The organism is Micromonospora sp. NPDC049004, assembly GCF_040649315.1.
Lineage (GTDB): Bacteria > Actinomycetota > Actinomycetes > Mycobacteriales > Micromonosporaceae > Micromonospora.
In genome coordinates this window covers 105,439-118,588 of the sequence record NZ_JBEZFG010000002.1, presented here as the reverse complement: position 1 = coordinate 118,588, position 13,150 = coordinate 105,439, and the positions used below count along the sequence as shown (strand labels likewise).

The window sequence follows — 13,150 nt, the reverse complement described above, 5'->3', positions numbered from 1 at the left end:
CGGCAGGACGAGTCGGTCAGCTCAGCGTCACGAGTCCCACGATCCGGGTCGGGGCGGAGGAACCGCCCGCGGGTTCGTTCGACACCCCGAACGCGCCGGCGGCAGCGACCGGACCGATGACCGTCGTCGGCTCCCGGGCGCCGGCGGTCAGCAGGCCCACCGAGCGGGCCGGCTCGGCACCCCGGATGAGCCACAGTTGGTAGGCCCGTCCCGCACCGGGGTCGGGCAGGTCACGCAGCAGGATTCGTCGCCGGCGCCCTGCCGGATTGGTGCCGGCCAGAAATGTTTCCGCGCAGCTCTGACCTGCCTCGATGACCGCAGGTCCGCTTCGCCGCGCCCTGACGACGCCTGGGGCGCTAGGCTGTGGGTGCGGGCACCGATGGCCCATCGCCGGGCCCGCCCCTCCGCCTCCCCACGGCTTCGAAGCTGCCGATGACTGAGTCGAGCGCTGCCGTGCACATCTCCTGGAGCACCTTGTGCCCGATATGACCTCCGCCCGGAACCCCTTCACCATCGAGGGGGGAAGGGTCGTCGACGACGAGCGCAGTCCGGCCGCGGACGTCAGCGCAGCGTCCATGACCCGCCTGCGTACTCCGTTCGCGGCCGGGACCGAGGCCGGCGCGTCGGCCGACCGGCCCGACGGACCGGAGGAGAAAACCGTAATCTGACCCGCCGCCGCTCGTCTCCGATTCAGGAGGCGGTCAGCGCTCACGCGCGCCGACCGGACCGAGCGCACAAGGAGTGGGATCCATGTCGTCAACCGGTCGGGCAGCACCCGAACCCGGGCTGGTCGTCGCGGCTCGACAGGGCGACCGGCGCGCTCTCGACGACGTCGTGGCGGCCTCGCTTCCGCTGGTCTACAACATCGTCGGGCGGGCGCTGCGCGGCCATGCCGACGTCGACGACGTGGTCCAGGAGACCCTGGTACGGGTGATCCGGCACCTGCCCGCGCTCAACGATCCGACGGCGTACCGGTCCTGGCTCGTGGCGATCACCATCCGCCAGGTGCGCGACTGGGATCAGCGTCGCCGTGTCGCCCTCAACCGCGACGCCGGGCTCGACGCGATCCATAACGTGCCCGATCCCGCCTCCGACTTCGCCGGGATGACGATCCTCCGGCTCGGCCTCACCGACCAACGACGTGAGGTCGCCGAGGCGACCCGCTGGCTCGACCCGGACGACCAGGAACTGCTCTCGCTCTGGTGGCTGGAGGAGACCGGTGAGCTGACGCGGGCCGAGATCGCCGAGGCCGCGAGCCTGTCGCCGGGGCACGTCGCGGTGCGCATCCACCGGATGAAGGAGCAGATCCAGAGCGCCCGGGGCGTCGTCCGCGCCCTGCATGCCCGCCCCGGCTGCCCGGACCTGGGCGCGGTGGCGGCCGAGTGGGACGGCACTCCCAGCCCGCTGTGGCGCAAGCGGCTGGCCCGACACATCCGGGACTGCGCGTTCTGCGAGCGCCCGGGCGCCACGTTCCTGCCGATCGACAGGCTGCTCGCCGGGATGCCGATGCTGCCGCTGCCGGCCGGCCTCAGCGCCCACCTCCCGAGTGCGACGGTGCCCCCGGCCGCCGCCGCGCCGGCCGTCGGACCGCATCCCCCGGGCGTCGCCGAGCTCGCGGGGCACGCGCCCCGTGCTGTGGTTCCCTACCTGGCCGCCGCAGTGGTTGCCGCGGTCCTCGCGATCACCACGTTGGTGGTGGCGCTGCCGGACGATCCGGCCGCCGAGCCCTCCTGGGCCGTCCCGCCGCCCGTCGCGCCCACCACTGTCGCCTCCGCGTCCGCCTCCCCGAGCAGCGCGCCGTCACCGAGCGCGCGCCCGACGTCGAAGGCGCCAGTCGCACCGGCGGTCAGCTCCGCGCGCAAGGGCGTCGGGGTGTGGAACTTCGCCGGAGCGAGCCAGGCGTTGGCCAGCTCGAAGGCCGGTTGGTACTACACCTGGGGCACCCAGCACCCGGGGATCAGCACTCCGCGCGGCGCGACATTCGTACCCATGATCCGCAGCGCGGAGAACGTCACCGCAGCGGAGCTGGCCCGGGCCCGGGCCGCCGGGCCGCACCTGCTCACCTTCAACGAGCCTGACCTGCCCGAACAGGCGAACATGACAGTCGAGCAGGCACTGGACCTGTGGCCGCAACTGATGGCGACGGGCAGCAGGCTGGGCAGTCCGGCGGTCGCCTGGGGCGGCGCGGACCCGCGGGGTTGGCTGGACCGGTTCATGACCGGCGCAAAGGCCCGGGGTCACCGGGTGGACTTCATCACCCTGCACTGGTACGGCGCCGACTTCACGACCGCCGCGGCGGTCAACCAGCTTCGGCAGTACCTGCAGGCCGTCCACCAGCGGTACCGCAAGCCGATCTGGCTGACCGAGTTCGCTCTGATCCGCTACGACGGCGGGCGTCAACAGTTTCCGAGCCAGGAGCAGCAGGCGGCCTTCCTCACCGCGGCGGCGGACATGCTCGGCCAACTCTCCTACGTGCAGCGCTACGCCTGGTTCGGCCTCCCCGCCACGGACAAGGACCGGTCCGGGTTGTTCAGCGACGGCACCAGCGCGACGGTGATCGGCCGCGCGTTCCAGGCCGCGCGGTGAACGGGCGGGCCGGGCGGATCGTCGGCGTCGTCGCGACGCTGGCCGCGACGGCGCTGGCCGTCGGCCTGACCCGGGATGCGGGCCGCACGGACCGGGCCGCAGCGCCCGCGTCAGTCGCTCCCGCGCCGACTCCGTCCGTGCTGCTCAACGGCACCGACGACGCCTTCATCCAGCTGCTGCTCCCGATGAACGAGGGTGCGCTCGCGGTGATCGACGACCTCGACGACAGTCCGTCGGCCGCAGACCCCGCGCTGCGCGCCGTCCTCGGTGACATCCGGGCTGCGCACCGGGCCGAATCGGTGGAACTGCGCAGGCTGCTGGCTGCCGGCAACATTCCGGAACAGAACATCCACGCGGGGCATCAGATGCCCGGCATGGTCACCGACGCCGCTCTCGCCGAGCTGCGCGCCGCTCCCGAGCCCGAGGTGCGGTCCCGGGCGGTCGGTCTGATCCGGGCGCACCTCGCGCAGTCCGTCGTGCTGTGCCGGGGCGAACAGACCGCAGGGGGCAGCCCGGAGCTGAAGATGCTCGCCGGCCGGATCCAGGCGTCGCGAGCTGCCGAACTGGACGCTCTGGCAGGTCAGCCCGGCGGAACTGCTGCCCCGCCGGCCGACTGAGCCGGCGCTGCCCCGGTCAGATCGACGCCCGGTGGTCCGACTCGAACCGGGAGCGGGTGAGGAACGCCAGTTGGGCGCGCTTGCCCGGCATGTCGATCTCGGCATCGAAGGTGAAGCCCTCGATCTCCAGTCGGCGCAGCGCGAGGCGGTTACGAACGTCCGGCTCGACGACGATCCGCTGGGCGGCCGGGTCGCGGAACAGGAAACGGGCGAGGGCCGGGCCGACGGCGTCGGTCAGGCCGCGGGCCAGCTGCCGAGGAGGGTTGAGCAGCAGGTGCATCCCGACGTCCCCGGACTGCACGGCGTACCGCTCGCCGACCGGGTCCGCCTCGGGCTGGTAGCTCTGGAACAGACCGACCGGCTCCCCGTCGATCATGATCAGGTACGCGTGGTGCGTGGGCAGGCCGTCGACGAAGGCGTAGATCTCGCGGACCTCATCGAGGGTGTGTGACCCCATTCCCCAGAACGAGTTGCGGGGCAGGGTGACCCAGCCGTGCAACAGCGCGGCGTCGCGGTCGGGCGCGACGGGTGTCAGCGTCAGCTCGCCGAGTCCGGTGATCTTCTCCTGGTGTGTCATGTCGCGGGTCCTTTGCTGGTTGGGGTGATCGCGGCCGAGGTGACGTGAGGAGGACACGCGTTCCGCCGGCGAGGGAGTTAGGTTACCCTCCCCTAACAAAGGCTGGCCTTACCTGGAGGGGTGCGTGAAACGGAACTGGGAAGCCCTGGTCCTCAAGGCCATGGGAGGTCGGGACTTTCAGTTGACGGTGCGGGCCACCGAGTCGGTGGACGGGCACTACCAGCGGCTGCTCCTCGACGACGGCGGCCTGCTCGAGGCGTGCGGAGTCCACCCCACGATGTGGGTACGCCTGTGGTTCGACAACGACGGCCGGGCGCACCAGCGGGCGTACACGCTTGTCGACCCCGACCCGGCCAACGGCCGGTTCAGCCTCGAATTCGCCATCCACGACGGCTGCGCGGCCCGCTGGGCCACCACCGCGCAGGCCGGCGACACCATCGTCGCCACCGTCCAGGGCAGCGCCTTCCAACTGCCCGACCCGGCGCCCGAGCACCTCTACCTCGTCGGCGACGCGGCGTCCCTGCCGGCGGTGAACAGCCTGCTCGACGCCGGCGCCGACATCCCGGCGACCGTCTGGCTGGAGTACGCCCACGAGGGCGAGAAGGCCCTCGCGCCGCGCGCCCGGGCGCACCACGACGTCACCTGGGTGCCCCGCGACGCCGACCGTCAACACCTCGTCGAACGAATCCGCACCGACCTGCCCGCCAACGACGCCGCCCACTACTGGGTGGCCTGCGAGGCGGCCACCACGCGCGGCATCACCCGGCACATCCGCCGGACGCTGGGCGTCGACAAGGACCGGCTGACGTCGCTCGGCTACTGGCGAGCCCCGTGAGAGGCCGACTCGGCACCCTGACCGCGCTGTACGTCACCCAGTACCTCGGCATCGGCTTCATCACCGTCGGGCTGACCGCCATCCTGCGCGACGGTGGCACGTCCCTGGACACCCTCGCGCTGTTGCAGGTCGTCGGCCTGATCTGGCCCATCAAGTTCCTCTGGGCGCCGATCCTCGACAGGTACGGCTCCCCGCGCCGCGGCCACTACCGGTCCTGGCTCCTCATCCTGCAGAGCGCGCTGGTGCTGGCCCTGCTGGCGCTGCTGCCGTTTCCCCGTCCGGCCGACGCGCTCGGCCCGGTCATCGCCATTTGCGCCGCGTACGTCTTCTTCTCCGCCACCCAGGACATCGCCGTGGACGCCGTCGCCGTGCGGATGCTCGGCGAGACGGACCGGGGGACCGGCAACGGCATCCAGGTGGCCGCGAGTTACCTCGGCAACCTGCTCGGCGGCGGCGCCTGCGTGCTGGTCTACGACCGGTTCGGCTGGGTGCCGGCGGTCGGCCTGCTGGCCGCGTTGACAGCTGCCGGGCTGCTGGTGGTGTGGCGGTTCTCCGAGCCCGCGCGGACCGATCGGGTGGACCGCGTCGGCACTGCCTACCGGGCTCTGCTGTCGGTGTTCGGCCAGCCCGGCTGCCGGTGGTGGACCTTCGGCGTCGTGCCACTTGTCTACGTCGGCGCGGGCATGGCGTACGCGCTGGTGACGCCCGCCCTGGTGGACGCGGGGTGGTCGCTGGGCCGGATCGGCGTGGTGACCGGCGTGGTGACGAGTGCGCCGGCCATCGTGGCGGGTCTGGTCGCCGGGGTGGGCATCGGCCGGTTCGGGCGCGGCCGGGTGCTCGTGGCGGGCGGCGTGGCCCTCGCGGTGTCGACGGCGATGCTGCTGCCGTTGCTGAACGGCCGCGCGTCGCTGGGCGGGACTGTCGTCGCTCTCTGCTGCTTCATGGTGGCCTACACGATCGCCAACGTCGTGCTCTACACGGTCAACATGGACTACTCGCGACCAGGCACCGGCGGCACGGACTTCACAGTCCTGTCGTCGTTCGGCCTGGTCTGTTCGTTCGTGGCCGCCTCGGTGGGCCTGGCGGCGGCCGACCGGTTCGGCTACCCGTCGGTCGCGATCGCCGCCATCGTGCTGGTGGCCGCCGGGGTCGCGGTCGGCCTCGCGCACCAGCGGCGCTTCCCCCGTACGCCAGGTGCCGTTCCCGGTTCGGCCGCCGAGCCCCTGCCCGCCGACGGCGTACGGACAGCGGTGTGACAGTCGTCCAGCCGGTCGCCGTCCAGGCGGCGGCCCGAGCGCCACACCGCTGGCTCATCCTGGCCGTGCTCTGCGTCGCCCAACTCGTCGTCGTGCTGGACAACACGATCCTGACCGTGGCGGTGCCGGTGCTCACCACCGAGTTGGGCGCCAGCACCGCCGACGTGCAGTGGATGATCAACGCGTACGCCCTGGTCCTGTCCGGGCTGCTGCTCACCGCGGGTGCCGCCGCCGACCGGTACGGCCGGCGGCGGATGCTGCTCGCCGGCCTCGTCCTTTTCGGACTCGGCTCGCTGGTGGCGGGTCTCGCGAGCACCAGCGGTCAGCTGATCGCCGCCCGGGCGGGGATGGGCGTCGGCGGGGCGCTGCTGGTCACCTCGACGCTCGCGGTGGCGATGCAGGTCTTCGACGGCCCCGAACGGTCCCGCGCGATAGGCATCTGGGCGGCTACCAGCGCGTTGGGCTTCGCGGTCGGACCGCCGATCGGCGGCACCATCCTGGCCCACCTGCCGTGGGGCGCGATCTTCCTGCTGAACGTCCCCATCGTGCTGGCCTGCCTGCTCGTGGGCCGGGCGCTCGTGCCGGAGTCCCGTGGCCCGGCCCATGGCCGACTCGACGTGTGGGGCGCCATGCTCTCCACCGCGGGGCTGACCGCTGTCGTCTTCTCGATCATCGCCGGGCCGGAGCGGGGCTGGGCCTCGACCGAGGTGCTCGGCACGGCTGTCGTCGGCGTGGTCCTGCTCGGGTTGTTCGTCAGCTGGGAGCGGCGGATCAGCCACCCCATGCTGGACATGCACTTCTTCCGGGACCGCCGGTTCGTCGGTGCGGTGTCCGGCGTCGTCCTGATCACCTTCGGGGCCACCGGCGCGCTGTTCCTGCTGACCCAGCACCTGCAGTTCGTCCGCGGCTACCCGGCCTGGGAGGCCGGCCTGCGCATGGCGCCCTTCGCCCTGTCCATCGTGCTGCTCAACGTCAGCGGCGTCGCCGCCGCCGTGATCCGCCGTCTCGGCCTGGCCGCCGCCATCGCCGTCGGCATGGCGTTGCTCGCGACCGGCCTCGCTGCGGTGACCCTCCTGTCCTCCGACGGGTACGGGGTGCTGCTGGGCGGCCTGCTCGTGATGGGAATCGGGTGCGCCCTGGCCAACCCGGCGATCGTGGAGGCGGTGATGAGCGCGATCCCGGCCGAGAAGGCAGGTGCGGGTGCCGGGGTGGACGGGACCATGACCGAGGTCGGCAGCAGTCTCGGCATCGCCGTCCTCGGTGCCGTGTTGAACGCCCGGTTCGCAGCGCTCCTTCCCCCCGCGCTGGCCGGCGCGGAATCGTTCCCCGCAGCCCTCGCCGCCGCCGACGAGGGGCCGCAACGGCAGGCGGTGACAGGTGCTTTCGCCTCCGCGTTGGAGACCGGGCAGTTGGTGGGCGCCGTTGCGGTCCTGGCCGGCGGCCTGCTCGCCGCCGCGCTGCTGCGCCGCGCGGGCTCCTCGCCGGCCCGGCGACGGTGACCCGCTAGGCCGGTGGCTCGACCGCCTCGACGAGCACCTGGAGCACGTGCCGGTACGGCTGCCCGGTGGCCCGGCTCATGCCCATCTCGCAGGTGCGGTTGCAGGAGGCGTACGCGTCGTGGTCGCGTTGGTTGACCTCGGCGGCCTGGGCGGCGGTGGCGCCGCTGGTGACCTCGGGATGCAGCAGCCCCCGGTCACCGGCGAACGCGCAGCATCCCCAGCTGTCCGGCACGGTGACGGTGTCGGCGACCGCCCGGGCCACGGTGTGCAGGTCGTCGATGCCGCCGAGGTGGACTGTGGAGCACGTGGGGTGCAGGGCCAGCGAGCCCAGCCGCCGGGGTTCGGGCAGCTCCGGCAGGAGGTGTTCGGCGGTGAAGGTCACGCTGTCGACGAAGCGCAGCGCGGCGTACCGTGCCCGGTCCTTCTCGGCCAGCGCGGCGGTCAGCTGGGTCAGCCCGTGGGTGCAGGAGGACGCGTCGCACACGATGGGCAGCCGGCCGTGGTTGCTGGCCGTCCACAGCGCCGCCAGGGTCCGCTCGGCCATCTCCCGGTGGCCGGCGGGGTAGCCCTTGGACTGCCAGGGCGTCCCGCAGCACAGGCCCGCCGTCCCGGCCGGCACGACGACAGGCACCCGCGCCAGCTCGCACAGGCGCAGGAACGCCGCCGCCGAGCCGCCGGACGGGCCGTCCTCCGGCGCGAAGACGCTGCCGATGCACGCCGCGAAGAACACCGCCCGCGCGTCCGGCGCGCTGCGCGGCTCGGGCCGAGGGCCGCCGCCGCGCGGCATGTCGGCGCTCCACTGTGGTACGAGTTCGGTGGCGCCGAGGGAACGGATCACCCCGGTGGCCGCGCGGGTCAGCGGTGTCGGCACGGCGTGCGCGGCGTTCAGCCCGACCCGGACGCCGGCCACGGCGCCCTTCCAGTGCCGGGCGACACCGCGGGCGGTGCGCTGGGCGAGTGGACTGTGCCGCTCGGCGCGCAGCCGCTTCATCGCCGCGCCGGTGTCGATGCCGACCGGGCAGGCGGTGACGCAGAGGCTGTCGGCGGCGCAGCTGTCCACCGCGGCGTACTCGTAGTCGGCGGTCAGCTCCCGGCGGCGTTCCTCGTCTCCGGCAGCAGTGGCGAGGGCGATCTGTCGTTGCAGGACGATGCGCTGTCGGGGCGTGGTGGTGACGTCGGCGGTGGGGCAGACCGGCTCGCAGTAGCCGCACTCCACGCACGCGTCCAGCTCCGCGTCGACGGTCGGGACGGCCTTGAGCTGCCGCAGGTGCACCGTCGGGTCGTCGTTGAGCAGCACACCGGGGTTGAGCAGGTCGCTCGGGTCGCACAGCCGCTTCAGCTCGCGCATCACGTCGTACAGCTCATCGCCGTACTGTCGCCGGACGAAGGGCGCCATGGCGCGACCGGTGCCGTGCTCGGCCTTGAGTGTGCCCCCCTCGGCGAGCACGAGGTCGACCATGTCCTCGGTGAACCGGGCGTAGCGGTCGATCTCGGCCGGTGTGTCGAAGGACTGGGTCAACATGAAGTGCAGGTTGCCGTCGCGGGCGTGTCCGAAGATCACCGCGTCGGGATAGCCGTGCCGCTCGAACAGGCCGATCAGGCCGTCGCAGGTGCCGGTCAGGCGCGGCATCGGCACGGCGACGTCCTCCAGCAGGGCCGTGGTGCCGGGCGGGCGAGCGCCGGCGACCGCCGTGTAGAGGCCCTTGCGCAGGTGCCAGAGCCGGGCCCGCTCGCGCGGGTCGTGGGTCAGTTCGGTGCCGGCGACGGCGGGCAGCCGGTCGAGCACGGGCTGGGCGTCGGCAAGCGTCGCGGCCAGCCGCTCCGCGCTGTCCTCGGCGAACTCCACGAGCAACGCGGCGTGCCCGACGACAGTCAGCCCGCGCAGGGCCGGGCTCGCGTCGGGGTCGCGCTGGCTGACCCGCAGCGCGGCGGCGTCGAGCAGTTCGGCGGTACGCGCGCCGGCGGCGAGCAGGGCCGGCAACGCGTCGGTGGCGGCGCTGAGACCGGGCAGGATCAGCAGGCCGGTGGCGGCGTGTTGGTGGATCTCGACGGTCCGGAAGACGGCCTCGGCCACGAAACCGAGCGTGCCCTCGCTGCCGATCATCAGGTGGGCCAGCATGTCGACCGGGCTGTCGTGGTCGAGCAGCGAGTTCAGTCCGTACCCCATGGTGTTCTTCATGGCGAACAGCCGCTCGATCGTGGCCCGCGACGCCGGGGTCGCGCGCACCCGGTCGCGCAGGCGCAGCAGCCCGGCGTGCAGTTCGGGCTCGGCGGCGCGCAGCCGGTCGTCGGCGTCGCGGGCGGCGGAGTCGACGACGGTGCCGGACGGGAGGACGAAGCGCAGCGACTCCATGGTGCGGTACGCGTTGTCGGTGGTGCCGCAGGTCATCCCGCTGGAGTTGTTGGCCACCATGCCGCCGACCGTGCAGGCGGCCTCGCTGGCCGGGTCCGGTCCGAGCCGGCGGCCGTAGCGGGCCAGCCGGGCGTTGGCCTGCCGGATCGTCAGGCCCGGCTGGAGCCGGATGCGGCGGCCGTCGTCGAGCACCTCGGCGTGCCGCCAGTCGGTGCGTACGTCGACAAGCACGCCCGCGCCGCCGGCCTGCCCGGCGAGGCTGGTGCCGCCACCGCGCAGGGTCAGCGGCACGCCGGCCTCCCGGGCGCCGACCATCAGCGCGCCCACCTCGGCCGCCGAGGCCGCGCGGACCACTGCCTGCGGCTCGAACAGGTACGGCGAGGCGTCGTGCGCCGCCGCCAGCCTCCGGGGCAGCTCGGCGCTGACCCGGGTCGGATCGTCGAGGTGCGGGCGCAGCAGGTCGGCCACCTCGCGGGCACGGACGCCGGCGGCGTTCGGCGCGGGAACGACGGTGCTCATGGGCGGATCCTCCCGGGAAAGGTGGTCAGTCGGCGATGATCAGCATCCGCTCGGGTGCGGTGTCGACAGGCGCCGGCAGCCGCAGCGGTTGGCGGCCGGGGGTGATGCTGCCGAGCACCGAGGCGTGCCGCGCGCCGGTGCCCGAGGGCAGGGCACCCGGCAGCCCGTGCACGGTCAGGTAGCCCAGCAGCGCGAAGGCCAGCGCCTCCTTGGCGTCCGAGGCGACACCGACCTCGTCGCTCGACGTCAGGTCGACGTCGGGCAGCTCGTCGACGAGCAGGCCCATCAGGGTCGGGTTGTGTGCCCCGCCGCCGGAGACGACGAGCCGGGTGACGCCGTGCGTCCGGCAGGCGTCGGCCACCGTGACCGCCGTCAGCCGGGTGAGCGTGGCAAGCACGTCGTTCGGCTCCGGCGTGGGGGCGTCGGCGAGGGCGGCGAGCAGGTACGGCAGGTGGAACAGCTCCTTGCCGGTGCTCTTCGGGCCGGCCTGCCGGTAGTACGGCTCGTCGAGCAGCCGCCGCAGCAGGTCCGGGTTCACCTGCCCGGCTGCCGCGCCGCGCCCGTCCCGGTCGTACTCCTCGGTGCCGCCGCTGAAGTGGCGGACGGCGGCGTCGAGGAGCGCGTTGGCCGGCCCGGTGTCGAACGCGAGGGGATCCGCGTCCGGCGCGACGACTGTGATGTTGGCGATGCCGCCCAGGTTGAGTGCGGCGGGGACGCCGGGCAGGCCCCGCAGCAGCAACGCGTCGAACAGGGCGACCAGGGGAGCGCCCTGGCCACCGGCGGCGACGTCGCGGCTGCGCAGGTCGGCCACGACCGGAAGGCCGGTGGCCTCCGCGATCCAGGCCGGCTGACCCAGCTGGAGGGTGCCGCGGACCGTACCCGCCTCGACCCAGTGGTGCATCGTCTGGCCGTGCGAGACGACCAGGTCGGCGTGACCATCGCACAGTTCCGCGACCGCCCGCACGCCCGCCTCGGCGAAGGTCTGACCGATGCCGGTGTCCAGCACGCAGATCGCCTCGGTGGTGGTCGCCGCGGGTGGCAGGGCCGCGGCGATCCGGGCGCGCAACCACTCGGGGTACGGGTGGCTGAGCCGGCCCAGCGGTCGCATCCGCAGGGTGTCGCCGCTCCTGTCGAACTCGGCTGCGGCGGCTTCGATGCCGTCGTAGGAGGTTCCGGACATCAGGCCGATCACGCGCATCGCGTCCTCCTTCACGCCCGGCCGGCGGGCGTCGCCGCGGCGTCGTCGTCGATGTCGTCGTCGCGCCGTCCATGGTCGTACGGCGTCTCCGGGGCCGGGTGGAACCGGCTCGACACCGCGCCGACGACCAGGGTGATCAGGACGCCGATCGGCACCAGCCACTGCGCGGCGATGGCGGTGGCGGTGGTGGTGCCGGCCGTCGTCACGTCGATCTTGACGAAGCGGACGATGTAGGTCATCACCGCCACGGTGACGAGGAAGGCGATGAACGCGTCGACCTGGTTGGCCCGCTTGACCAGGCGGCCGAGCAGGAACGCACCGAGCAGCGCGCCGTAGGTGTAGCCGGCGATGGTCAGACCGGTCAGGTAGACGTTTCCGGTGCTGGAGCTGAACGCGCAGGCGAAGACCGCCATCAACACGGCCCAGACCAGTGTCATCACCCGGGCGAGCCGGAGCATCGCGTCGTCGGACGGGACCTTGCGGAAGAAGCTGTGGATGAAGTCGGCGACCGTGGAGTTCGACATCGAGTTCAGCGCCGACGACAGCGAACCCATCGCGGCGCCGAGGATGCCGGCCACCAGCAGGCCCGAGATGCCGACCGGCAGGGCGTGCAGGATGAAGCTCGGGTAGAGGTTGTCGCTGCTGGCCAGACCGAGTTCCTTGAACGTCTGACCCTTGTTGTACGACCACAGCAGTGCGCCGACCAGGGAGAACGCGGCGAACTGGATGACCACGAAGACGCCCGAGGAGATCATCGCCTTCTGCCCGTCGCGCAGCGTGCGGGTGGACAGGATGCGCTGGACGATCAGCTGGTCCGAGCCGTGGCTGGCCATCGCGAAGATCGCACCACCGATGATGGCGGTGGGCAGGGCGAACGGGCTGGTGAGCACGTGCGCGAGGGCGAAGTTGGTGTCGAAGAGCTGGAACTTGCCGGCGTCCAGCGCCTGCGAGTAGCCGTCGAAGCCGACGGCGTGGCTGAGCACCGCGATGGCCAGGATGGCTCCGCCCAGGTACAACCCCATCTGGATGGCGTCGGTCCAGATGACCGCCTTGATGCCACCGAGGTAGGTGTAGACCACGGTGATGAGCGTGAGGACCACGATGATGGCCTGGTAGCCGACGTGCAGGCCGAACTCGTCGAGGAGCAGCTTGATGGGGATGGCCGAGGCGAACAGGCGTACGCCCTCGGCGAGCAGGCGGGTGAAGACGAACGTGACCGACGCCAGACCCTGAAGTTTCAGGCCAAACCGCTCACCGAGGTACTGGTAGGCGCTGACGAACCCACCCCGTTTGTAGAGCGGGATGAGCACCGTGGCCACGACCACGCGACCGATGACGTAACCCAGGGCCAGCTCGACGTTGCCGAACCCCTGACCGCTGTAGGCGCCACCGGGCACGCTGATCACGGTCAGGACGCTGGTCTCGGTGGCCACCACGGAGAACGAGACGGTCCACCACGGCAGGCGGCCCTCGCCCACGAAGTAGTCCTTGGCGGATTTCTGCTTGCCGGACAGGCGTAGACCGACGAAGGCGATCACCACGAGGTACAGCACGATCACGACAAGGTCGAGTTGGCGCACGGTTCACTCCCCACGCAGCGGGTTGTCAATAAGTGACGTTGGCCCACAGTAACGCGAAACTTTTTGCCAGCGCCCGTCCGGGCTGGTTACGCTGTGGTTTCAGCCTGCTGATAGAGGGCGCGTCGGCCCA

General features: G+C 72.3%; 10 protein-coding genes. 5 read left to right on the top strand and 5 right to left on the bottom strand.

What is annotated here, in order from left to right:
- Positions 1-16: 16 nt before the first annotated feature.
- The gene (locus AB0B97_RS05245) at positions 17-388 is read right to left on the bottom strand and encodes an anti-sigma factor (protein WP_357490821.1); all 372 of its coding nucleotides are present in this window, start codon (positions 386-388) and stop codon (positions 17-19) included.
- 362 nt (positions 389-750) lie between these two features.
- Between AB0B97_RS05245 and AB0B97_RS05240 the strand changes: the two genes are divergently transcribed.
- Together AB0B97_RS05240 and AB0B97_RS05235 are read left to right on the top strand one after the other, a co-directional pair.
- A complete protein-coding gene (locus AB0B97_RS05240) occupies positions 751-2,586 on the top strand; it encodes a sigma-70 family RNA polymerase sigma factor (RefSeq protein WP_357490819.1) in 1,836 nt (611 codons plus the stop codon).
- Positions 2,583-3,203: a DUF305 domain-containing protein gene (locus AB0B97_RS05235; RefSeq protein ID WP_357490817.1), complete on the top strand. Its 621-nt coding sequence runs from the start codon at positions 2,583-2,585 to the stop codon at positions 3,201-3,203. The genes AB0B97_RS05240 and AB0B97_RS05235 overlap by 4 nt, the downstream gene beginning before the upstream one ends.
- A gap of 16 nt (positions 3,204-3,219) precedes the next feature.
- Here the strand turns inward: AB0B97_RS05235 and AB0B97_RS05230 are convergent, their stop codons facing one another.
- Positions 3,220-3,780 carry a GNAT family N-acetyltransferase gene (locus AB0B97_RS05230; RefSeq protein WP_357490815.1) on the bottom strand — a complete coding sequence of 187 codons (561 nt, stop codon included), beginning with the start codon at positions 3,778-3,780 and terminating at the stop codon, positions 3,220-3,222.
- A 124-nt stretch (positions 3,781-3,904) separates the two neighbouring features.
- Here AB0B97_RS05230 and AB0B97_RS05225 point away from each other — a divergent pair, with 124 nt between their 5' ends.
- From AB0B97_RS05225 to AB0B97_RS05215, 3 genes are read left to right on the top strand one after another with little or no spacing between them, the layout of a single operon-like run.
- On the top strand, positions 3,905-4,615 hold the full coding sequence (locus AB0B97_RS05225) for a siderophore-interacting protein (protein WP_357490813.1): 711 nt from the start codon (positions 3,905-3,907) through the stop codon (positions 4,613-4,615).
- On the top strand, positions 4,612-5,871 hold the full coding sequence (locus AB0B97_RS05220; RefSeq protein WP_357490811.1) for an MFS transporter: 1,260 nt from the start codon (positions 4,612-4,614) through the stop codon (positions 5,869-5,871). The genes AB0B97_RS05225 and AB0B97_RS05220 overlap by 4 nt, the downstream gene beginning before the upstream one ends.
- Positions 5,868-7,370, top strand: coding sequence for an MFS transporter (locus AB0B97_RS05215; RefSeq protein ID WP_357490809.1), 1,503 nt, complete (start codon positions 5,868-5,870; stop codon positions 7,368-7,370). Before AB0B97_RS05220 ends, AB0B97_RS05215 begins: the two co-directional genes overlap by 4 nt.
- A gap of 4 nt (positions 7,371-7,374) precedes the next feature.
- Here the strand turns inward: AB0B97_RS05215 and AB0B97_RS05210 are convergent, their stop codons facing one another.
- Genes AB0B97_RS05210 through AB0B97_RS05200 form a run of 3 tightly spaced genes read right to left on the bottom strand, consistent with a single transcriptional unit; the run spans position 7,375 to position 13,020 of the window.
- Positions 7,375-10,242, bottom strand: coding sequence for an FAD-binding and (Fe-S)-binding domain-containing protein (locus AB0B97_RS05210; protein WP_357490807.1), 2,868 nt, complete (start codon positions 10,240-10,242; stop codon positions 7,375-7,377).
- A gap of 25 nt (positions 10,243-10,267) precedes the next feature.
- Positions 10,268-11,440, bottom strand: coding sequence for an anhydro-N-acetylmuramic acid kinase (locus AB0B97_RS05205; protein WP_357490805.1), 1,173 nt, complete (start codon positions 11,438-11,440; stop codon positions 10,268-10,270).
- Between the two features lie 11 nt (positions 11,441-11,451).
- On the bottom strand, positions 11,452-13,020 hold the full coding sequence (locus AB0B97_RS05200) for a sodium:solute symporter (protein ID WP_357490803.1): 1,569 nt from the start codon (positions 13,018-13,020) through the stop codon (positions 11,452-11,454).
- Positions 13,021-13,150: the final 130 nt, after the last annotated feature.

Bases quoted from the DNA above. Each gene is read 5' to 3' on its own strand.
- AB0B97_RS05245 (WP_357490821.1), bottom strand. From the start codon at position 388: ATGGGCCATCGGTGCCCGCACCCACAGCCTAGCGCCCCAGGCGTCGTC.
- AB0B97_RS05240 (WP_357490819.1), top strand. From the start codon at position 751: ATGTCGTCAACCGGTCGGGCAGCACCCGAACCCGGGCTGGTCGTCGCG.
- AB0B97_RS05230 (WP_357490815.1), bottom strand. From the start codon at position 3,780: ATGACACACCAGGAGAAGATCACCGGACTCGGCGAGCTGACGCTGACA.
- AB0B97_RS05210 (WP_357490807.1), bottom strand. From the start codon at position 10,242: ATGAGCACCGTCGTTCCCGCGCCGAACGCCGCCGGCGTCCGTGCCCGC.
- AB0B97_RS05205 (WP_357490805.1), bottom strand. From the start codon at position 11,440: ATGCGCGTGATCGGCCTGATGTCCGGAACCTCCTACGACGGCATCGAA.